The organism is Streptomyces sp. NPDC046985 (assembly GCF_040644415.1).
Lineage (GTDB): Bacteria > Actinomycetota > Actinomycetes > Streptomycetales > Streptomycetaceae > Streptomyces.
The window spans coordinates 25,880-45,987 of sequence record NZ_JBEYWK010000020.1; the positions used below are offsets into that span (position 1 = coordinate 25,880).

Annotated in this window: 18 protein-coding genes; 5 read left to right on the plus strand and 13 right to left on the minus strand. The window is 71.8% G+C overall.

Translation table 11 applies throughout. The features are described from left to right. Position 1 precedes the first annotated feature (1 nt). Positions 2-904, plus strand: coding sequence for an aminoglycoside phosphotransferase family protein (locus ABZ861_RS24295; RefSeq protein WP_361633627.1), 903 nt, complete (start codon positions 2-4; stop codon positions 902-904). Between the two features lie 330 nt (positions 905-1,234). On the opposite strand, the gene ABZ861_RS24300 is transcribed toward ABZ861_RS24295, so the two are convergent. The 11 genes from ABZ861_RS24300 to ABZ861_RS24350 form a co-directional block, all read right to left on the minus strand. Beyond that, entirely contained in the window at positions 1,235-2,479 is a 1,245-nt protein-coding gene (locus tag ABZ861_RS24300) for an MFS transporter (protein ID WP_361633630.1), read from the minus strand. Beyond that, positions 2,476-3,801 (minus strand): hypothetical protein, encoded by a 1,326-nt coding sequence (locus ABZ861_RS24305; protein WP_361633632.1) that lies wholly within the window; start codon positions 3,799-3,801, stop codon positions 2,476-2,478. The genes ABZ861_RS24300 and ABZ861_RS24305 overlap by 4 nt, the downstream gene beginning before the upstream one ends. A 379-nt stretch (positions 3,802-4,180) precedes the next feature. After that, on the minus strand, positions 4,181-4,618 hold the full coding sequence (locus ABZ861_RS24310; RefSeq protein WP_361633635.1) for a hypothetical protein: 438 nt from the start codon (positions 4,616-4,618) through the stop codon (positions 4,181-4,183). Positions 4,619-4,644: 26 nt separating this feature from the next. Next, on the minus strand, positions 4,645-5,334 hold the full coding sequence (locus ABZ861_RS24315) for a GAF and ANTAR domain-containing protein (RefSeq protein ID WP_361633637.1): 690 nt from the start codon (positions 5,332-5,334) through the stop codon (positions 4,645-4,647). A gap of 211 nt (positions 5,335-5,545) precedes the next feature. Continuing rightward, positions 5,546-6,673, minus strand: a complete 1,128-nt coding sequence (locus ABZ861_RS24320) for an LLM class flavin-dependent oxidoreductase (RefSeq protein ID WP_361633640.1) — start codon at positions 6,671-6,673, stop codon at positions 5,546-5,548. A 207-nt stretch (positions 6,674-6,880) separates the two neighbouring features. Further along, positions 6,881-8,284 (minus strand): NtaA/DmoA family FMN-dependent monooxygenase, encoded by a 1,404-nt coding sequence (locus ABZ861_RS24325; RefSeq protein WP_361633643.1) that lies wholly within the window; start codon positions 8,282-8,284, stop codon positions 6,881-6,883. Positions 8,285-8,304: 20 nt separating this feature from the next. Further along, positions 8,305-9,510: an LLM class flavin-dependent oxidoreductase gene (locus tag ABZ861_RS24330; protein WP_361633645.1), complete on the minus strand. Its 1,206-nt coding sequence runs from the start codon at positions 9,508-9,510 to the stop codon at positions 8,305-8,307. A gap of 231 nt (positions 9,511-9,741) precedes the next feature. Continuing rightward, entirely contained in the window at positions 9,742-10,845 is a 1,104-nt protein-coding gene (locus tag ABZ861_RS24335) for an LLM class flavin-dependent oxidoreductase (RefSeq protein ID WP_361633648.1), read from the minus strand. 47 nt (positions 10,846-10,892) lie between these two features. Then, positions 10,893-11,450, minus strand: a complete 558-nt coding sequence (gene ssuE / locus ABZ861_RS24340) for an NADPH-dependent FMN reductase (protein WP_361633651.1) — start codon at positions 11,448-11,450, stop codon at positions 10,893-10,895. A gap of 210 nt (positions 11,451-11,660) precedes the next feature. Next, a complete protein-coding gene (locus ABZ861_RS24345; RefSeq protein WP_361633653.1) occupies positions 11,661-12,206 on the minus strand; it encodes a GNAT family N-acetyltransferase in 546 nt (181 codons plus the stop codon). A gap of 845 nt (positions 12,207-13,051) precedes the next feature. Beyond that, on the minus strand, positions 13,052-13,903 hold the full coding sequence (locus ABZ861_RS24350) for a LysR substrate-binding domain-containing protein (protein ID WP_361633656.1): 852 nt from the start codon (positions 13,901-13,903) through the stop codon (positions 13,052-13,054). Positions 13,904-13,983: 80 nt separating this feature from the next. Between ABZ861_RS24350 and ABZ861_RS24355 the strand changes: the two genes are divergently transcribed. After that, positions 13,984-14,478, plus strand: a complete 495-nt coding sequence (locus ABZ861_RS24355; RefSeq protein WP_361633659.1) for a cupin domain-containing protein — start codon at positions 13,984-13,986, stop codon at positions 14,476-14,478. A gap of 59 nt (positions 14,479-14,537) precedes the next feature. On the opposite strand, the gene ABZ861_RS24360 is transcribed toward ABZ861_RS24355, so the two are convergent. Beyond that, complete coding sequence (locus tag ABZ861_RS24360; RefSeq protein ID WP_361633662.1) at positions 14,538-15,314, minus strand: alpha/beta hydrolase; 777 nt, start codon at positions 15,312-15,314, stop codon at positions 14,538-14,540. Between the two features lie 229 nt (positions 15,315-15,543). After that, positions 15,544-16,080, minus strand: coding sequence for a hypothetical protein (locus ABZ861_RS24365; protein ID WP_361633665.1), 537 nt, complete (start codon positions 16,078-16,080; stop codon positions 15,544-15,546). 466 nt (positions 16,081-16,546) lie between these two features. On the opposite strand from ABZ861_RS24365, the gene ABZ861_RS24370 reads away from it, so the two are divergent. The 3 genes from ABZ861_RS24370 (at position 16,547) to ABZ861_RS24380 (ending at position 20,078) form a co-directional block, all read left to right on the plus strand. Then, entirely contained in the window at positions 16,547-17,095 is a 549-nt protein-coding gene (locus ABZ861_RS24370) for a GNAT family N-acetyltransferase (protein ID WP_361633668.1), read from the plus strand. Between the two features lie 347 nt (positions 17,096-17,442). Next, positions 17,443-18,735 carry a discoidin domain-containing protein gene (locus tag ABZ861_RS24375; protein WP_361633670.1) on the plus strand — a complete coding sequence of 431 codons (1,293 nt, stop codon included), beginning with the start codon at positions 17,443-17,445 and terminating at the stop codon, positions 18,733-18,735. A 275-nt stretch (positions 18,736-19,010) separates the two neighbouring features. Continuing rightward, on the plus strand, positions 19,011-20,078 hold the full coding sequence (locus ABZ861_RS24380; RefSeq protein ID WP_361633673.1) for an NAD-dependent epimerase/dehydratase family protein: 1,068 nt from the start codon (positions 19,011-19,013) through the stop codon (positions 20,076-20,078). Positions 20,079-20,108 lie beyond the last annotated feature (30 nt).

Sequence of the window (20,108 nt, forward strand, 5' to 3'; positions counted from 1 at the left end):
CGTGAAGACGCGTGCCGACGAGGCCGACGTCGACGAGGCGCTCGTCGAGCGGCTGGTCGCGGCGCAGTTCCCGCGGTGGGCGGGGCTGCCCGTGCGGAAGGTGCGCTCGGCCGGCACGGACAACGCCATGTACCGGCTGGGCGAGGACATGGTCGTACGCCTGCCCCGTGTGCCGGACGCCGCGGGGCAGGTCGGCGCCGAACAGCGGTGGCTGCCGCGCCTCGCCCCGCACCTGCCGCTCGACGTGCCTGTGCCGCTCGGGCTGGGGGCGCCGGGCGAGGGGTACGGGTTCGCCTGGTCGGTGTACCGCTGGCTCGACGGCGAGAACCTGTACGACCGGCCCCTCCCCGAAGGCGGACTCCACGACGCCGCCGCCGGGTTGGGGCGCTTCCTCGCGGCGCTCCGCCGCGTCGGCGCCGCCGGGGCGCCGCGCTCGGTCCGCGGCGGTCCGGTGGACACCGCCGACGACGAGGTCCGTGCCGCGATCCGGGACTTGGGCGCCGACGGCACGCACGACGCGGAGGCCGCGACCGCCGCCTGGGAGGCGGCCGTACGGGCGCCGCGGTGGCGGGACGCACCCGTATGGCTGCACGGCGACCTGTTGCCGGGGAATCTCCTCGGCCGCCGGGGCCGGCTCACGGCCGTCATCGACTTCGGGCTCGTGGGCGTCGGCGACCCCGCGTGCGATGTGATGGCGGCCTGGACGCTGCTGACCGCCGAGACCCGGGACGCGTTCCGCGAGGCGGCAGGCGTGGACGAGGCCACATGGGTCCGGGGGCGAGGCTGGGCCCTGCGCTTCGGGCTCACGGCGGAGCGCTTCTACCGCGGCGGCGCCAACCCCGTGCTGGCGGCGGTCGGCCATCGCGCGGCGGCCGAGGCCATCGCTGACCACCACCGCCTCTGACGCCCCTCCCCCGTTGCCTTCTCGTGCCCTCCCCTGCTGCCTTAGTGGCGCCGCATGGGCGCGGACGCACGACCTCATGTGGACGGCCGCACGCCCTCACCAGCCGACGCGAGAACAGACACGTCGTCGCTCACGACAGCCGGCGCGCCACCCGCCCACCTCATTTTGGCCGAAGACAGAGGCGCGTCCCCGACATCCCCGTCGCCGTCGAGCCCTCTCAGGCGGGCGGCGGGCAGAGGCGTGGCACGCGGCAGGTCGCGCGGGCGCCGGGCCGGAGATGCACTCTCCGGCCCGGCGCCCTGTCCGCTTCCGCCGCCGCGTCGTGTCCTGCTATCCGGTCGGCGCCGTCGGCCGGGTCCTGTCCGCCCAGGCCACCAGCGGCCGACTGCCCAGGCCGACGAACAGCAGGAGGGCGCCCAGCAGCAGCCAGCCGGGCAGTCCCATACCGAGCGGCAGCAGGCTCATCACCGCCGGGGCGACGGCCTCCACCGCCCCGCTGCCCAGCCCGAACACCCCGGCGTACTGGCCCTGTAGACGGGCGGGCGCCAGTCCGAAGCAGTACTCGGTCGAGGCGGCCGCGTACCAGAGCTCGCCGAGGGCGAAGACGGCCATGCCGCCCAGGAGCAGCCCCGTCGCCGCCCAGCGGGAGGGTCCGCCGGCCAGGGCCATGAGCACGAGCCCGGCGGCGAAGGCCGCGCCGGCCCAGGCCATGCGCTGGCCCGCGGTCCGTACGTCCTTCACCCCGCGGCTGGCCTTGACCTGAAGCAGCACCACGAAGGCCATGTTGAGCACCAGGACCGCCGAGACCACCCACCGGGGCGCGCTCGTGTGCGCGACGATCCACAGCGGCAGCAGGAACCCGGACACGGCGTAGTTCAGCGACAGCACCGCGTTGGCGAACGTGGCGCTGAGGTAGGTGCGGTCGCGCAGTGCGGTCCAGCCTCGTTCCGCCTTCTCGGCGGCCGCGGCCGCGATCCTCGGCAGCCTCAGCAGGATGAGTCCGCAGCTCACGTAGGCCAAGGCCCGGCAGACCACCAGGGCCAGGTACGCGAGCCGGCTGTCGATCTGGATCGCGAAACCGGCGGCGACCGAGCCGAGCGCGAGGGCCAGGTTGGTCACCGACCGCAGGTAGCCGATGAACACGGTCGGATTCCCGTCGGTCACCCCGCGGATGAGCGGCGCCTTGCTGGCCACGTCCGCGGGAATGATCATTCCCGAGACCAGGGAGACCGCGAAGAAGGACCAGAAGGAACCGACCACGGTGAAGCAGGAGATCGCCGCACCGCCGCAGAGCATGACCGTGACGTGGACGCGCTTGGGTCCCCACCGGTCCGCCAGCCGTCCGACCAGGACCCCGGCGACCAGGCCCATCATGGCCCCGCCGAACAGGCCGGTGGCGACCTGTCCGGCGTGCAGCCCCACGACGCGTGTGAAGTAGAGCGCGCTCGCGGTGGTGAACATCCCGCCGCCGAAGCTGTTGGCGAAGGTGGCGAAGGTCAGGATCCGTTGCGCCGGCGCTGTGGGGAGGAGCCTGCGCGGGCCGCCGCGGGCGGGCGCGGGCGCGGTCGTCGTCACCGCCACAGCGCGTCCCCGAAGTGAACGCCGGGGCGCAGGGCGGGCTGGAGCGCGCGCAGTTCGCGTGGGGTGAGGCCGTCCGGGACGATCTTCACCTGCGGGCCGAACCAGTCCCAGACCTTGGCGAACCGCTGCTGAAGCTCCTCGGCGGTGTCCGCCGCCACCATGAACTGGCCGATCCGGTGGTCCGTGCCGGCGACGGCCGGAGTGCGGCCGCCGACGGGCCGCTCGATCCGGACGAATTCGACCCCCGGCCGCGCCATGACCTGGTCCGCCGAAGGGCAGTCGAGCAGCAGCCCCGGACCGGCGGTCAGGTACGCGCCGCCGATGGCTCCCGGGCGGATCTTGACGTCGACTTCGGGACGCCGTCCGAGCGCGACCTGGATGGCGCACGCGGCGAGGTCGACGTTGAACTTGGCGTGCACGACCTCCTGGACGAGTGCGCCGCCCCGGCGCGCGGCGCACTCGCCGAAGGTGAGCGCACCGGTGTCGGGGTCGTGGAACAGCTCCATGTGGAACATCCCGTCCCGCAGGCCCAGCGCGGCGAGCGAGGCCGTGATCACGGGAAGGGCGCGGTCGTAGGCCCAGTTCTCGTCGGCGGGGTCGAAGTGGCGGAAGTTGAGCGGGCGTCCGCTGTCGACCGCGGTCAGGCACGGGTCCCCGTACCGGCCGAGGGCGCAGAACAGCAGCTCGCCTTCGTACAGCACGCCGTCGGCGATCCATTCCTCGCCCCGGACGAACTCCTCCAGGATGAAGGTGCGCTGCGCGGTGCCCTGGCGCCGGTACTCCTCGCTGCGGGCGCGCAGCTCCGCCATGGAGGAGACGACGGTCGTCCGCTCGGTGGCCGCACCCGCGACCGGCTTCAGCACGGCTTTGGCGGAGGCGAGTTCGGTGATCCCGGCGACGTCGTGGACGTCGTCGACGACCACGGCGCCGGCCGTGGCCACGCCGGCCGCCCTGATCTCCCGCTTCTGCACCGACTTGTCGCGGAAGCGCACGGCGACGTCGGGCGGTACGGCCGGCAGGCCGAGGTGGGCGGCCAGCAGACCGACCATCACCAGGGAGTCCTCGGCGGTGGTGTACACGGCGTCGAAGGACTCGGAGGTAAGCCCGGCGCGGGCGAGCGCCATGAGGACGGCCTCGGCGCTGCTGTGGTCGTCGACGCGGATCACCGTGACCTCGTCCGGTATCGCGATGTGGCCTTGGTCCCAGACTGCCGCCCCGCAGACGACGGTGACCTCCAGGCCGAGGCGGACGCATGCCCGCATGCCGTAGCGGTCAAGGCCCACGATCAGGATCCTGGGGGGACTTGCGCTCTCCATGCGCTTCCTTCCTCGTGCTCTGGAGCCGTGCCCGAAGTTGTCAATTCCGGCAAACGCGTGGCAGCTCTCATTAATCCAGCACGGGAAGCGTGTTGTCAATCACGGCAAATCATGTTGCCCTCGTCTGGCAAGGGCGTGGCCTGGCGGGATGGCGCTACAGGCGTGTCCGTCGTGCCCGGTCCTCAACTGGCCTCTTCGCCAGGTGGGATGGGCGCGTGCGACACCGCTGCCGAGGCTGGCAGCGTTCAACTCCTCTGGGAGAGTGCGGTGTTCGCTGACGGGGGCCGGTGCTGAGCCTGTCTGATGCGGTCTCCCAGTACCTCGCAGGCCCCGGGCCGGACCGATCCCCGGGCCGGGTGGGCCACCGCGCGTATCGCGCTCAGCCGATGGACGGCAGCGGCGGCGCGTGACGCCGGTGGGTCGCCGCCTCGTACGCGCTCGCGACGCCGATGATGGACGCCTCCGCGAACGGGCGCCCGAGGAACTCCACGTCCGCGGGCCACGACCGCAGGGCGGCCCGGTGAGCCAGCGCCTTGCGGTAGGCCGGATCCGTCGGCAGCGTCGCGGGGTCGACCTTGATCTCGCGGTCGTAGGACTCCTTGGCGTACGTGCTGTAGGAGCCGCTGGCGTACAACGCGGCGAACGACCGGACCGGCACGCCGGGGCCCTGCCGGCGCAGGAAGTCGTCGACGTCGCGCCGGGACTCGTCGGTGATGACGGAGCTGTCGCCCAGCAGCGTCCGGTCCGGATCGGAGATCGGGACGACGGTCGCACCCCGCTTCTCCAGGTCGGCGGCGGCCCGCTTCACCAGCGCCACCACCGGACCGTGGGGATCTCACCAGGTCAGGTCAGGTCGCCCTGTTCGCATACCTGGCGGGCCACCTCGCGCAGCTTGACGTTGTTCTCCTGGGAGAAGCGGCGCAGCACGCTGAAGGCCTGGTCTTCGGTCAGGTGGTGGCCGGCCATGAGGATGCCCATGGCTTCGCCGATCTGGTGGCGGGTGGCCACGGCCTGTTCCATCTGCGCGTGGGTGCGGGCGCTGGACAGGGCGACGGCGGCATGGGAGGCGAGCAGCCAGCCAGCGGCTTCGCTGACGTCGGTGAACGCGCCGGGTTCGTGTGAGTAGAAGTTGAGCGCACCGAAGTCCTCGTCTTCGGTGTACAGCAGGAAGCCCATCATGCTGCCTACTCCGAGACGGCGCGCGGCCGGTGCGTAACGCGGCCAGCGTGGCTCGTCCTGAGTGAAGTCGGAGATCCGGAACACCCTCTCCTCGTCCGAGCGGCGTGCCGCGTCGAAGCACGGCCCCTCGCACAGACGTGCCTGGAGTTGATCGCACTGGACCACCAGATCGCCGGTCGGCGCCAGTGTCTGCGCCTGCGAGCCGTCCAGGAGGAGGATGCCGGAGGCGTCGCATCCCTCGACCAGGTCGGCGGCGGAGTTCGTGATCTGTTTCAAGGTGGCGTCGACCGACGGCTGCGCCAGCAGGTTACGTGCCATGGCGGCCATCTGCTGGGCGAACTGCTGCCATTCCATCGCGTCTCCTGTTCTCCGGTCGAGCCCTTCGGCGATGTCTGACCGAGCGTACGCGTCCACGTCCGATGCAGACGCCGGCGCTCGCGGTGCGCCGTCCGGATGCGGAGCCGTGCCGGTCGCTCCCGACGTGCTCCCGACGTGCTCCCAGAGAGCGATGCCCAGACTTGCGGGCACGGCCACGACACTGGACGGCCTGGCTCGCGGGGCTAGTTCATCGGCGTTGCCATTCTTCGGCCAGGAGTCGGTAGGAGCGCACTCGGTCGGCGTGGTCGTGGGTGATCGTGGTGATGATCAGCTCGTCCGCCCCGGTGGCTTCCTGGAGTCGTTCGAGCTGGTCGGCGACCCGGCCCGGAGAGCCGACGAACTGGGTGTCGACGCGGTCGGCCACCAGCGCCCGGTCCGCCTCGGTCCAGGCGTGGGTGCGGGCCTGCTCCGGTGTCGGGAAGGGAATGGCGCCCTCAGCGGTCCGGATGCTGCGGACCCACAGGCCGTAGCCAGCGGCCAGTTCGCGGGCGGTCGCGTCGTTCTCGGCGACGACCACGTCGGCGGAGACGCTGACGTAGGGCTCGTCGAGATGATCGGACGGCTGGAACGCGGCGCGGTAGCCCTCGGCGGCCTCCAGCACGGTGGCGGGGCTGACGTGGTAGTTGGCGGTGAAACGCAGGCCGTTGCGGCCCGCGACGCCGGCGCTCTCGCCGCCGCTGCTGCCGAGTATCCACACCTGCACATCGGCGCCCTCGCCTGGTACGGCGTGCGCCTCGACGCCGTCCGGCGAGCGGTAGTCGCCGCGCAGGAGCGCGAGTATGTCGTCGACCTGCTCGCCATAGTCCTGCGGTACGGCGCCGGGCTGGTGCAGCAACTGCTGCTGGAGCCGGAATCGCGGCGAAGCGATCAGATGCTCGGGAGAGAACCTTGGTGGGATCTTCAGACCGTTCGGTGTGCGCCCGTCGACTACGGGAGCAGCAGTCGGCCGGGGCCCTGCCGTCCGTCCGCTGGGACGGCCTCCCGAACGGCCCAGCCCCAGGTCGAGACGCCCGGGGTGCAGGGCGTCGATCAGCCCGAACTCCTCGACGGTGGGCAGGGCGGTACGGTGACCGAGTTGTACGGCCCCGGAGCCGATCCTGATCGTCGACGTCGCGGAGGCGGTCAGGGCGAGCACGACGGCGGGAGAGGTTCCGGCCACGCCTGGGTTGAGGTGGTGCTCGGCGAACCAGTAGCGGGCGTAGCCGAACCGCTCGGTCTGCTGGGCGAGGTCGACGGTGTCGCGCAGGGCCTCGGCGGCGGTGGACCCGGACGGGACCGGGACGAGGTCGAGAACCCCGAGGGGGATGCCAGCCATGATCGGATGCTCCTAGCGGTCAGGGGTCAGCAGTCAGCAGTCAGGGAGCAGCGGGCAGGGACGCTGAGGCGGGCACGGACGCGCACGCGCACGCGCACGCGGGGGCGAACTCCCGTTCCGCCTCTCGGAAGCGCCTGTAGGCGGACTTGCGCACGCCGGTCACCGGGGTCGAGGCGTGCACGATGAGGGTGGTCAGGGCCGGCGACTTCACGACGCTGCCCGCCGGTTCTCCTCCTGCTCAGCGCGGGCGTGGTCGGGGTGCGCGAGGCCGAGGTGGTCGCGGAGCGTGACGCCGGTGTAGTCGTGGCGGAACACGCCGCGTTCCTGGAGCAGCGGGACGACGGTGTCGGCGAACTCGTCCAGACCGTCCGGGGTGAGGTGCGGGACCAGGATGAAGCCGTCGGAGGCGTCCGCCTGGACGAGGGCGTTGACGGTCTTGGCGACGGTGGCCGGGGAGCCGACGAACGACTGGCGGCCGGTGGTCTCGATGACCAGTTCGCGGATCGACAGGTTCTCGGCCGCCGCGCGTTCACGCCACTGCCTGGCGACGGCGAGCGGATCGCGGAACATGCGGACGCTGGCCCGGCCGCGGGCGATGGTGTTCTCGCCGGGGTCCGGGTCGACGTCGGGGAGCGGGCCGTCCGGGTCGTAGCCGGACAGGTCCCGGTTCCAGACGTGCTCCAGGTAGGCGATGGCGGTCTGACCGCTGACCTGCTGGCGTCGCACCTCGCGAGCCCGCTCGTGCGCCTCGGCGTCCGTGTCGCCCAGGACGAAGGTCGCCGCGGGCAGGATCAGGAGCTGGTCGCGGGTTCGGCCGTGGCGGGCCAGGCGTCCCTTGACGTCCGCATAGAAGTCCCGTCCCGCCTCCAAGGTGCTGTGCCGGCTGAAGATGGCGTCGGCGCTCGACGCGGCGAACTCGCGGCCCTCGTCGGAGTCGCCGGCCTGGAAGATCACGGGACGGCCCTGGGGACTGCGCGGGACGTTGAACTGGCCGGCGACGTCGAAGTGCTCTCCTCGGTGGACGAAGGCGCCGGCTTGGGCGTTTTCGAGGAAGAGGCCGGAGGCGCGGTCGGCGACGATGTCCTCGCCGCGCCAGGAGTCGAACAGTTCGGTGGCGGTGGCGAGGAACTCCTCAGCCCTGGAGTAGCGCTGTTCCTCGGGGAGGAAGCCGCCGCGGCGGAAGTTCTCGCCGGTGAAGGCGTCCCAGGAGGTGACGACGTTCCAGGCCGCGCGTCCGCCGGAGAGGTGGTCCAGGCTGGCGAACTGACGGGCCACTTCGTAGGGTTCGTTGAAGGTGGAGTTGATGGTGCCGGCCAGGCCGAGCCGGTCGGTGACGGCGGCCAGCGCGGACAGGACGGTGAAGGTGTCGGGCCGTCCCACCACGTCCAAGTCGTAGATACGGCCGCCCTGTTCACGCAGCCTCAGTCCCTCGGCGAGGAACAGGAAGTCGAACTTGGCGCGTTCGGCGGTCCGCGCGAAGTGCGCGAACGAGCTGAACTCGATGTGGCTGCCCGAACGAGGGTCGCTCCACACCGTGGTGTTGTTGACCCCGGGGAAGTGAGCGGCGAGATGGATCTGCTTGAGGGGACGGCGCGTGATCGGCTTGCTCATGGTCGTGGGACTCCTGAGACTCAGACGGCCGCGTAGCGGTTGACGGGGCGGGGAAGTCCGAGGAGCCCGCGCAGGGTGTCCGCCGCGTAGGCGCGCCGGAAGGCGCCTCGGCGTTGCAGTTCGGGCACCAGGCCGCGAGTGATCCGCTCCAGGTCGTGCCCGATCGCTCCGGGGCGCAGCCGGAAGCCGCTCAGGCCGGCTCGGCGCCGTTCCAGCAGCAGGTCCGCCAGTTGTCCGGGCGTCCCCGTGAACACCTCGGCGTCGCTGGTGTAGGCGTATCCCGCGAGGTCGTCCAGACGGGCCTTGCGGTCCTTCGCCCGCTTGGGTTCGTCGTCGAGGAACACGACCAGGTCTCCGAAGACGTGGAGCGGCGCCTCGGCCCGTCCCGCCGCCGCCTGGGCGGCGCGGATCTCGGCGACGGCCGCCCGCGCCTGGTCGGTGTCGTGCGGGGTGACGTAGCCGATGTCGGCGGACTGGCCTGCCAATCGACGCGGGACACCCTGGTGCTGCGCGAGCGCGCTGACGACGGGCTGACCCTGCGGGGGCCGGGGGGTGATCGAGGGCCCCTTGACGCTGAAGTACCGGCCTTCGAAGTCGACGTAGTGCAGCTTGTCGCGGTCGATGAAGCGGCCGGTGGCGACGTCGCGGATCTCCGCGTCGTCCTCCCAACTGTCCCACAGGCGGCGCACCGCCTCGACGTAGTCGGCGGCCTCTTCGAAGAGCGCGCTGTTCAACACCGCGTCTGCCGGTATGTCTTGGTCCTCGGCGCCGAAGAGCGGGACGGTGCGGCGGCCGAAGTGCGCCGCCTCGTTCTGACGAGCCGTCACCTGCACCCGCAGGCCCGCGCGACCGGCGCTGACGTAGTCCAGGGTGGCGATCGCCTTAGATGTGTGGAACGGCTCGGTGTGGGTGGCGACCACGGTCGGCATCAGCCCGATGTGCCGGGTCAGCGGTGCGACCCGGGCGGCGATGAGTACGGCGTCCAGCCGGCCGCGTACCTGGTCGGTGCGTCCGTCCGGCGCCGTGGGGTGCGAGGACTGGAGCCCGAGCGCGTCCTCGAAGGTGACGAAGTCGAGCAGGCCGCGTTCGGCCTCGGTCACGAGATCGGCCCAGTAAACGGCGGTGAGCAGGCCGTGGGGCCGGGCGCCCGGTTCACGCCAAGCGGCCGGGTGCCAGCCCGTGCCGTCGAGCGCGACGGCAAGGTGAAGCGGAGAAGGTGCGGACACGAGAAAGGTGCCTTCCTGGGCGGCTGTTCATCGGTCGGTACCGGCCCTCGCGGGGAGGGTTCGGCGGCGGGTGCGCGCGGCGAGGTCTCCCCGGCCTGAACACGAGGGCCGGGGCGAAGGAGTGCGGTGGGCGGTGCCCGGGGGGGGCGAGGAGCGCGCGGTGCCGTCGACGCGTACGTGTACGCAGCGGGGACGGCGCGCCTGTGGGCGCCGCCGACGAGCGTCTCTCTGTCAGGCATGGGGACGTCGCCACAGGCCCTGCGCCTGAAGTCTCGGCAGGACGCCCTCCCCGAACCAGTACGCCTCCTCCAGATGCGGGTAGCCGGAGAGGACGAACTCCTCGATGCCCAGGTCGTGGTACTCCTTGATCCGCTCGGTCACCTCGGCGTGGCTGCCGACCAGCGCCGTGCCCGCGCCACCGCGCACCAGGCCGATGCCGGCCCACAGGTTGGGGTGGATCTCCAGGGCCTCGCGGCCGCCGCCGTGCAGGGCGAGCATGCGCCGCTGGCCCTCGGACTCGCTGCGGGCGAGTCCGGCCTGCACCGACCGCACCGTCTCCGGGTCGAAGCCGTCCAGGAGTCGGTGCGCCTCGGCCCACGCCTGCGCGGAGGTGTCGCGGGTGATGACGTGCAGCCGGATTCCGAAGCGGAGGGCACGGTCCTGCTCGGCGGCCAGCCCCCTGATCCAGGCGACCTTCTCGGCGACTTGTGCGGGCGGCTCCCCCCAGGTGAGATACACGTCGGCGTAGCGCGCCGCGACCTCGCCGGCGAGGGGCGAGGAGCCGCCGAAGTAGACGTCGGGGACGGGGTCGGGGCGCCGTGCGAGCCTGGCGTCCTCGACCCGCAGGTGCTCGCCGTCCAGGTCGACGGTCCCGCCCTTCCACAACTCCCGTACGACATGCAGGAACTCGCCGGTACGGCGGTACCGTGCGTCCTTGTCGAGGAAGTCACCGTAGGCGCGCTGCTCGTGCGACTCGCCTCCCGTGACCACGTTGAGCAGCAGCCGGCCGCCGGTCTGCCGTTGGAAGGTGGACGCCATCTGCGCGGCCAGCGTCGGCGAGACGAAGCCGGGCCGGAAGGCCACCAGGAACTTCAGCCGCTCGGTGTTCTGGCTGACCATGGCGGTGGTCAGCCAGGCGTCCTCGCACCAGGCGCCGGTCGGGGTCAGGGCGCCGGTGAAGCCGAGGTCCTCCGCGGCGCGGGCGATCTGGCTCAGGTAGGCCACGGTGGGCGGCCGGTCCTGTCCCGAAGCGGAGTTCGGGGCGCCGTGGCCGCCGCCGACGACATGACGGCTGTCGCCGTTGGTGGGCAGAAACCAGTGGAAGGTGAGGCTCACGGCAGCTCACGCCTTTCGCTCGTCGTCGTCGGCGGTCACGACCGGGTTCATCCGGCGGCCGCCAGCAGGGCCGGACGGCCCCAGAGGGCCGCGGAGAACTGGTCGACGACCTGCGCGAGGGCCTCGGCCGGGCCCGGCGCGACGGTCAGCGTGCCGTCGTCGCCCACCGCGATGTCCTTGTCGAGCGTGAACCAGCCCTGGACGATGTGCGCAGCGCCCATGGAACTGAGCACCGGGCGCAGTGCGTAGTCGATCGCCAGGACGTGCGCCGTGGTTCCGCCGGTCGCCAGCGGCAGGACGGTCTTGCCGGCCAGTCCGTACTGCGGCAGGAGGTCGAGCAGCGACTTGAGCAGCCCGGAGTAGGCGGCCTTGTAGACGGGAGTGCCGATCACGACTCCGTCGGCGTGGTCGAAGAGCGCGGTGGCCTCGACGATCGCCGGGTGCTCGAAGTCGGCGCGGAGCAGGGCCTCGGCGGGGAGCGTGCGGACGTCCAGCGGAATCACCTCGTGTCCCTGGGCCGTGAGCCGCCTGTCCAGGCAGCGCAGCAGACGGGCGGTGCGAGAGGTGGGCGAAGGGCTTCCGGAGACGGAGAGGACGGTGGCCATGACGGACCCTTCTGGCGCGTGGGCGGGGCGGGGAGTCGGTGCGGACCGCGCGCTGCGGCCGCGTACGCCGGCTGCGGCTTCCCATGGCGAGCCGGCTGCGGCCTCCCATGGCACCGCCGGTGTCGTCGGCGCCGCAGGCGGTCAGCGCCAGTACGGGCGGCAGGGCGATGCCGGCGGCGACGCGCAGACGGGTCCTGATCGCTCGGCGGTTCACTGGTCGGCTGCCTTTCCCCCGTGTGCGGCAAGCGGTTCGGCGGGCAGGCGCTTCTCGAAGGGCAGCGGGCCGATGGTCTCCGGGTCCGCCTCCGTGTCGAACAGCGGGATGTAGCCGGTGGCCAGGTACAGGCCGCGGGCCTCGGGCTGTCGCGGCCCGGTGGTCAGGCAGATCCGCCGGTAGCCGCGCGTGCTCGCCTCGCGTTCCAGCTCGGCGACGACGCGTCGGGCCAGACCGCGCCGCCGGTGGGCGGAGTGCGTCCAGATCCGCTTCAGTTCAGCCGTGTGGGCGTCGTAGCGGCGGAAGGCGCCGCCCGCGACGGCCTCGCCGTGCTCCAGCAGCAGGAGAAGCAGTCCTCCATACGGTGAGGTGAACTCCTCGTCGGGGTAACGGGCGATCTCGGCCTGGGCGTTCTTGCCGTAGCGGGTCGCGTACTCGTGGCCGAGTTCACGCAGGAGGGGACTGACACGCGGGTCGGAGACCGGGACGTGAACGACGTGCAAGTCCACTGCTGGAGGCGGTGGTTGAGGTGCTGAAGTCATACGCCCACCACCGCGAGGGCTTGTGTCCTCGGGTCGAGCGTGGCGAACGTCTGCGCGGCGAAGGTCGGGTACGAGACGTTCGTGCGGTGGGCGGGCAGGATCTGCACTGGCATGAGGGGTGGCCTTTCCTCAAGTCTTCGGCGCCGCGTCCGACACGAGCGAGGCGGCAGGTCGGCACGGCGGAGCACCCCGCGGCCCAGGGGGCAACGCGCATCGGGTACGGAGGCGGGCGAAGGCGACGACACCGGGGCGGCAGACCTCGGCGAGGCAGGGCGGCGGCAGCGCGTGTCCGGTCTCGGAGCACCGCGGCCCACGACGGTTCAGCGCGTGTCAGCGCAGGCGTGCGACGGTGCTACGAGGAGAGGAACTCGGCCCACGACGGGGTGACCGAGGGAGGGAAGGGCCGATCAGACAGCCCACTGCCGCTTCAGGCGCAACACGAGGCGGACCACACTCGACCGAAGTCGATGTGGTCACGAGTGACCAGACGCTGACCGGCATTCATGCGACCAATTCAGCAGTACATCTCGCATCTCGTCAACTGCCGCCCGAATGCCGGACGAACGACGAGCAGCTATCGGCCAGTTGCCACCTGCGCACTGTGACCCTCCCGGGGTGATTCCGCCCCGCTCTCGGCGGGCCGCAGCCGTTCGCTGATCAGCACGGCGAAGGCCGCCAGGTTCAGCAGTGCGCCCAGCAGGAAGAGGCCGTCGGGCCCGAAAGTCGGCAGGAGCAGGCCGCGACGAAGGCGCCGACGGCGATTCCCACTGCCGCTTCGCGAGGCGGTCCCGGGGGTCCCGGCGGTCGCGGCGTCGACGAGCTGCGGCAGCACCGGTCGCCGGCGCTCAGTGGCGGTACGCGGCTGTCGCGGTCTCGACGAAGGAGCGGATCAACGGATTGGCGTCCCCCTCGTTCCACGCCGCCACCACTCTGCTCGGCGCCATGTCGGTCAGCGGTACCACGGCGAGTTCCGCGGGCAGGTCGTGTCCGAGCGGGGCCACGCCGACCGTGCCGTTCCACAGCACGGCCTGCTGGCATTCCTGGACGCCGCGCACCACCGGGCCCTCGCGGGGCCTGCCGCCGTTCCAGTACGACTGCCACAGCGGGTCGGTGCCTTGCGGAAACTGGAACCAGCGCCGGTCGCGCAGTTCGGCCAGCCGCAGCCGGTCGCGGCGGGCCAGCGGGTCGTCGGCGCGCAGGACCACGCCGACCGGATCGCTCCGCAGCGTACGCACCGTCAGAGCGGTCTCGTCGAACGGCGCCCGGGTGAGGGCGACGTCGACGAGTCCGGCGCGCAGCCCGCATGTGGGGTCGGTCAGGTCGGTGTCGCGGATGCGGATGTCGATGCCGGGATGGGCGCGTCGGTAGGCGGCGGCCAGCCTCGCCACTCCCGGGTCGGTCCCGTCGCCCAGGATGCCGACGGAGAGGGTCGCCGCGCCGGCCGCCGCGCTCACGCGTGACCGGACGCGGTCGGCGTGGTCGAGCAGGGTGCGCGCCTCGTCGAGCAGCACCTCGCCCGCCGGGGTGAGCGTGACGCCGGCGGGCGAGCGGACGAGGAGCAGGGCCCCGACGTCGGCCTCCAACCGCTTGACCGCCCGGCTCAGCGGCGGCTGGCTCATGTGCAGTCGGGTGGCGGCCCGGCCGAAGTGGAGTTCCTCGGCGACTGCCACGAAGTACCGCAGGTTCCACAGCTCCATGCTGCAACGATACCCAAGCGGTATCGGCGCGGCGCAATGGGTTCTGGACACCGGCGGGGCCTGGCGGTGCACTCGTGGGTATGACCGAAGACGCCAAGACCAGCGAGCATCCGACCGACCCCGCCGTATCGGTGGTGGGTCCCGGCGGCGGCGAGACGATCGTGCTGGGCGCCACGCGCATGCGCGTTCTGGAGGACGGCAGCCACACCGGGCACCGCCTCGCGATCGCCGAGTGCGTCCTCGCCCCGCACACTCAGGGACCGCCGCAGCACCGCCACGGCGGACACGACGAAGGCTTCTACATCCTCTCCGGCGCCGTGCGGTTCACCGTCGGGGACGAGGACCACGACGCCGTCGCGGGCACGCTCGTGATGGTTCCGCCCGGCACTCCCCACACCTTCGCCAACGTGACCGACCAGCCCGCCGTCATGCTCAGCACCTTCACCCCCGACCTGTACGTGCAGTACTTCCGAGACCTCGAGAAGAAGCTCGCCGACGGCCGGCCGCTGACCCCGCAGGCCAGCATCGACGTGATGAGCCGCTACGCGACCGAACCCGCCGCCGACTGGGCCTGAAGCCGCCGACAAGGCCCAGGTCCCTTCACAGACCCGGGCCTTCTCGCTGTCCTGGCTCGTCAGTCGGCTGGCGCGAAAGCGGAGATCGCGTCGACCAGTTCGGCCGGAGCTTCCAGCGGGATGAGGTGACCGGTGTCCGGGATGACCATGAAGTCAGCTTCGGAGAGGTAGGGCACCAGGTTGTCGCGGAGCACGTCGACGGGTTCGACGCGGTCGTTCTCTCCGGCGACGACGAGGGCGGGGACGCTGATCTCGCGGGTGTGCTCGGTGATGTCCTCCGCGATGCCGCGCAGCGGCCACTCCGTGCGGCCCGCGTCGGCGCTGGCACGCGAGTCGGTCGCGATCTGCGACTTGATCGATTCGGGCAGCTCGGTCGCGGTGAGGACGTGGTCCCGTGCGCCGGCGACGGACTCGTCGGAGTCGTAGGCGTGCGACAGAGTCTCCCGGTACTCCGGAGTGATCATCGCGGCGGGCTTCGCCGGCCCGGGGCCGACCAGGACGATCCCGCGGAGGCCGGCGGGCCGGGTCGCCGCGATCAGTTGCGCGACCTTGCCCCCCATGGAGTGGCCGACCAGGACGTAGTCCGTGACGCCCGCGTCGGCGATCACGGCGAGCGTGTCGTCCGCGAGCCGGCCGAGCGTGTAGGGGCCGGGCAGATGGCTCGAACGGCTCCACCCGCGGAAGTCGACAGTGAGGATGTCGCGACCCGCGAGACGGTCGACCACGAGGCCCCAGGTGCGGGAGGAACCGCCCCAGTAGTGGAGGAACACCAGAGTGGGTCCGGTCCCCGGTCGATGATCGTAAGCGGGCAGGGGCTGTTGCTGTGCCATGTTCATCGCAACTTCCTCGGTCAATGCGCTGAGGCGGATGTGCCGCCTACCCATTGAACCCCTGGAGACGTTCCAGGGCATCGCGGAGAATCTTGGCGTGATGGGGAAAACTGGACGGGGGACCGCGATCAGGCGGATGACCTGTCAGCCGACGGGCGCGGTACCGCCTGAAGCCAGCGGCTGACTGCCGCCGGGTCTGCGCTGCCGGCGGGAAGCCGGCGGCCGACGCGGCGCGTCAGCCCTCGTCCGCCTTGGACAGCGCGTCGGTGATCAGGCGGGTGGCGAAGTCGGGGTCGTCGGTCAAGCTGTCGATGTGCTCCGCGATGAGGACGGCGGTGGCCTCCAGAGAGTTCATCTCGTGCGGAGTCCAGGGTCCGTAGCTCCGGCGCCACAGGCTGGGGCTCAGACCGAGGCCCGCGGCGACGACCAGGCCGGCCATGGTCGGCACGGTCTCGGGGCGGACGCTCTTGGGCATCTTGCGCAGCGTGGCCACGAGGTGGGGCACCACGTGCTCGATGACGTCCTTGTCGTGGGCCTCGTAGGCCGCGCGCAACCATTTCATGAACACGTAGATCAGCGTGCACACGCCGTCCAGCACGTCGTCGACGCCCTCCGGGCTCAGCGACGCGGCGAACTGGTCGATCAGCGCCTGCTGCGCGGGATCGAGTGCGGTCGTGCCGCCGCGGATCTTCTTGAGCTGCGAGTCGATCATCATGAGCGCCGCGCCGACGTCGCCTACGGGAGCGTGCCGGGGATCGCAGGGCGATGACACAGGGGGTCCTCCTCGGACGACTGCGGTGGACAGCTCGGCGTCCCCGCACCCTAGGCGGCCGTTGAGCCAGACGTCGGACTGGTCTTCCCAACAGGGCGCTCTGTTGGGCTCCGGTTCCTCCTTCCGGCTTTCCTCGGGGGCTTCTCTCGGCGATCCCCTCTCGGCGCCGCGCGGACCCCGGCCCGGCGTCTTCCGGGCGGTCTCCCCCGCTGATGCTCCTGCCGTGGATCCTCACCGACACCCTCAGCCTGGCCGGTCTCCTCACCGTGTCGATCCCGCGCCGACGGTCACGCAGGACCCCGGTGGTGCGGGGCACTGCGGAGCCGGGGACGGCACGTCCCGAGGCGCCCCCGAACCCGCCGACAGCGACCCCGACGCGGCGCCAGGCCCTTGGAACGCGCCCGCGCCGCACGTAATCTCCGACAGAGCGGGCGGCGGTGCGGCGGAGCATTCCGGGAGCGGTCTGATGGTGATCACGTGGCGTCGGCTCGAGGAGCGGGACTTCCCGCTCTTGCGGACCTGGCTGCAGCAGCCCCATGTGCAGCGCTGGTGGAATCACGAGACCACGGCGGAAGCGGTGGCGCGCGACTTCGGCCCCGTCGCCCGAGGGGAGGAGCCGTCGGAGGATCTCCTCGCGTCCCTCGACGGCCGTCCGCTCGGCCTGACACAGCGTTCACGCCTATGTGACTATCCCGAAGACCTCGCCAGGCTGGCGGAGATCGTCTCGGTGCCGGACGGCGCGATGACCATCGACTACCTGATCGGCGACCTCCGGCAGACCGGCCGGGGCATCGGGACGGCGATGATCCGCTCCGTCATCGAGCGCACCTGGGCCGAGCACACGGCCGCCCCGTGCGTTCTCGTCCCCGTGGCGGCGGCCAACCGCGCTTCGTGGAGGGCACTGGAGAAGGCCGGGCTGCGCCGGGTCGGAGTCGGGGACCTGGTGCCGGACAACCCGATCGACGACTCGACCCACTACCTGTACCGCGTCGACCGGCCGGGGACCGGCGACTGACGGCGCGCCCGGCCTGCTGTGGTAGTGCTCTTGATGGCGGCGGCCGGACGGCTGCGGCGCCTGCGGAACGACGCGATTCCGCCGTCGAGTCGCCCGCTCGGACGGCCCTCGAAAGGCCGGGGGTTGCGGCTGTGAGCGGCATAGACGGCCGTGCCGGGTGTGCGTAGCGTGGCGTCGCACGTTCCGATCGCTCAGTCACGCGCACGCCGCAGGCTCCGGCCGGCGGAGAGACCCCACTCCGAGGAGACGCACGTGAACGATCAGACCGCCCCGATGCCGCCCCGGCGGCGCTTGCCAGACGCTCAACTCCCCCGTCCGACAGGCACGTTCCGAGGAAAGGCGCACCGGTGAGACGTATTCTGACCGCCGCGCTGTGCGCGGGCGCGGCGCTCAGCTCGGTGGTGCTGCTCGGTCCGCCCGCAACGGCGGCGACGCTGCCCGTCGTCGCGGCGACGGCCAGCTCCGACGACGGCAACGGGCCGGCCAACGCGATCGACGGCAACCTGTCCACCCGGTGGTCCGGCGCCGGTGACGGCGTCTGGATCCGCTTCGACCTCGGCTCGGTCACCACCGTCGACTCGGTGTCGCTGGCCTGGTACGACGGGGACAGCCGGCGGTCGACGTTCGACGTGCAACTGTCCCAGGACGGCTCGACCTGGTCGACCGTGCTGTCCCGGGCGACCAGCAGCGGCGCCACGCGCAGCCTGGAGACGTACGACTTCGCCGACGGGCCGGCTCGCTACGTGCGGATCGTCGGGCACGGCAACTCCTCCTCCGACTCGGCCAAGTGGACGAGCATCACCGAGGCGACCGTGTCCGGATCGCCCACCGGTCCGCCTCCGCCCAAGCAGACTCCCGGCGTCGGCGGTGTGGCGACTCCGCCCGGCGCGATTCTGGTCGCCGGACAGAACTCCAAGTACACGATCACCTCCGGCGGCACCGCGACCGCGCCCAAGGTCTACGACTGCCAGGGCAACACCCTCCACGGCGGCGTGGTGATCGACGCCGACAACGTGGTGATGCAGAACTGCCGGGTGGACGCCCAGCAGCAGTACGGCATCTACTCGGACAACAACACCAACGTCACCATCCAGAACAACGACATCAAGGGCGTCAAGGGTCCCGGCGACCTGAACGCCATCACGTTCTTCGGCAACGGTCACAAGATCCTGTACAACACCGCGATCAACTTCGTGACCGGCGACCCGGGCGACAGCCACACCGACTTCATCCAGACGTGGGTGTCCAGTTCGCACCCCACCGCCAGTGACGACGTGCAGATCCGCGGCAACAAGGCCGTCGGCCCGGCGAACCCGAGCCGCGACAACAGCGTGCCCAGCATCCACCAGTTCCTGATGGCCGAGGACTACGGCCGCGGCGGGAACTCGGGGGGCGACACCGACGGAATGAAGAACTGGATCGTCGCGGACAACGAGGTCGGCGACAGTTGGAACCAGGCCGTCAAGCTGGACGGCCCGGACAACGTGTCGGTCACCCGCAACAAGTTCGAGGGCTCCTCGGACCATGTCATGGAGGTCACCTCGGCCTCGACCGGCGTGAAGTTCTACAGCGACAACACGGTCGGCTCGGGCTACGGGTCGGTCGGCATGTCGGTCACCCCGGGCAACGGTCCCGCCTGACGGATCGCGGCGCACCGCGCACCCCTTCTCCAGGCCATGTCTTGGAGCAGGGGTGCGCCGTTGATCGATGGCCGAAGAGGTCTCCGGTACGGGCGTTCTCCGACCGAGCGGATCGCCGCTCGTAAGCCGGCTCGTCCGTGCGTGAGGCAGTCGCGGTCTCAGTCGTCGGCGCCGGTGTGCCGTGGTCCGCGGCGGCGTGGGGGGAAGGCTTACGGAGCGGTGACGTCCGCGCGTTGCGGTCCGTGGGAGCGTCCGCCCGGCTCTAGCGTGGCGGCATGCGTGTACTGGTCACCGGCGGAGCCGGGTTCATCGGGTCGGCGATCGTGGCAGAACTCCTCGACGCGGGGCACGAGATCGTCGTCCTGGACGCACTGCTCGGCTCGGCGCATCCGCGTCCGCCGGCGGGGTGGGAGGCCGGCGCGGCCCTCGCCGACGGGGTGCGGCGGATGCGCGGCGACGTGTGCGACGCGGCGGCGGTGCGGAAGGCGCTGGCCGGGGTGGACGCGGTGTGCCACCAGGCGGCGATGGTCGGCCTCGGCAAGGACTTCGCCGACGCGCCCGCCTACGTGACCAGCAACGACCTGGGCGCCGCGGTGCTCTGCGCGGAGACGGCCGCGGCGGGGATCGGCGGACTCGTTCTGGCGGGCTCGATGGTGGTGTACGGCGAGGGCCGCTACACCTGCGCCGAGCACGGCGTGGTGCGGCCCGGCCCACGGGCTCAGTGCGATCTGGAGGCCGGGCGGTTCGAACCGCGCTGCCCGCGCTGCGGGGAGGCGCTGCGGCCCGGCCTGGTCGGTGAGGACGCGCCGCTCGACCCGCGCAACGTCTACGCCGCCACCAAAGTCGCCCAAGAGCATCTCGCCGCGTCATGGGCGCGCGCGACGGGCGGGCGGGCGCTCGCCCTGCGCTACCACAACGTGTACGGGCCCGGCATGCCCCGCGACACCCCGTACGCGGGTGTGGCGTCGTTCTTCCGCTCCGCGCTGGCGCGCGGCGAGGCGCCCGACGTCTTCGAGGACGGGGCGCAGCGGCGGGACTTCGTGCACGTACGGGACGTGGCGCGGGCCAACGTGCTGGCGCTGGAGGCCGTCGCGCAGCGGGAGACCGGCGCGTTCGCCGCGTACAACGTGGGGAGCGGCCGGCCGCGGACGGTGGGCGAGATGGCGAGCGCCCTCGCGGACGCCTGCGGCGGGCCCGCCCCGCGCGTGAGCGGCCGGTACCGCCTGGGGGACGTACGGCACATCACCGCCGACTCCGCGGCCATCGCCCGGGACCTGGGGTGGTCCGCGCGCGTCCCCTTCACCGAGGGCGTGGCGGAGTTCGCGGGCGCGGCCATGCAGTGAGGGGCGTCTGCGGTAAGGGCGTGACCCTGG

Bases quoted from the DNA above. Each gene is read 5' to 3' on its own strand.
- ABZ861_RS24305 (WP_361633632.1), bottom strand. From the start codon at position 3,801: ATGGAGAGCGCAAGTCCCCCCAGGATCCTGATCGTGGGCCTTGACCGC.
- ABZ861_RS24315 (WP_361633637.1), bottom strand. From the start codon at position 5,334: ATGGAATGGCAGCAGTTCGCCCAGCAGATGGCCGCCATGGCACGTAAC.
- ABZ861_RS24320 (WP_361633640.1), bottom strand. From the start codon at position 6,673: ATGGCTGGCATCCCCCTCGGGGTTCTCGACCTCGTCCCGGTCCCGTCC.
- ABZ861_RS24325 (WP_361633643.1), bottom strand. From the start codon at position 8,284: ATGAGCAAGCCGATCACGCGCCGTCCCCTCAAGCAGATCCATCTCGCC.
- ssuE (WP_361633651.1), bottom strand. From the start codon at position 11,450: ATGGCCACCGTCCTCTCCGTCTCCGGAAGCCCTTCGCCCACCTCTCGC.
- ABZ861_RS24345 (WP_361633653.1), bottom strand. From the start codon at position 12,206: ATGACTTCAGCACCTCAACCACCGCCTCCAGCAGTGGACTTGCACGTC.
- ABZ861_RS24350 (WP_361633656.1), bottom strand. From the start codon at position 13,903: ATGGAGCTGTGGAACCTGCGGTACTTCGTGGCAGTCGCCGAGGAACTC.
- ABZ861_RS24355 (WP_361633659.1), top strand. From the start codon at position 13,984: ATGACCGAAGACGCCAAGACCAGCGAGCATCCGACCGACCCCGCCGTA.
- ABZ861_RS24360 (WP_361633662.1), bottom strand. From the start codon at position 15,314: ATGAACATGGCACAGCAACAGCCCCTGCCCGCTTACGATCATCGACCG.
- ABZ861_RS24370 (WP_361633668.1), top strand. From the start codon at position 16,547: ATGGTGATCACGTGGCGTCGGCTCGAGGAGCGGGACTTCCCGCTCTTG.
- ABZ861_RS24380 (WP_361633673.1), top strand. From the start codon at position 19,011: ATGCGTGTACTGGTCACCGGCGGAGCCGGGTTCATCGGGTCGGCGATC.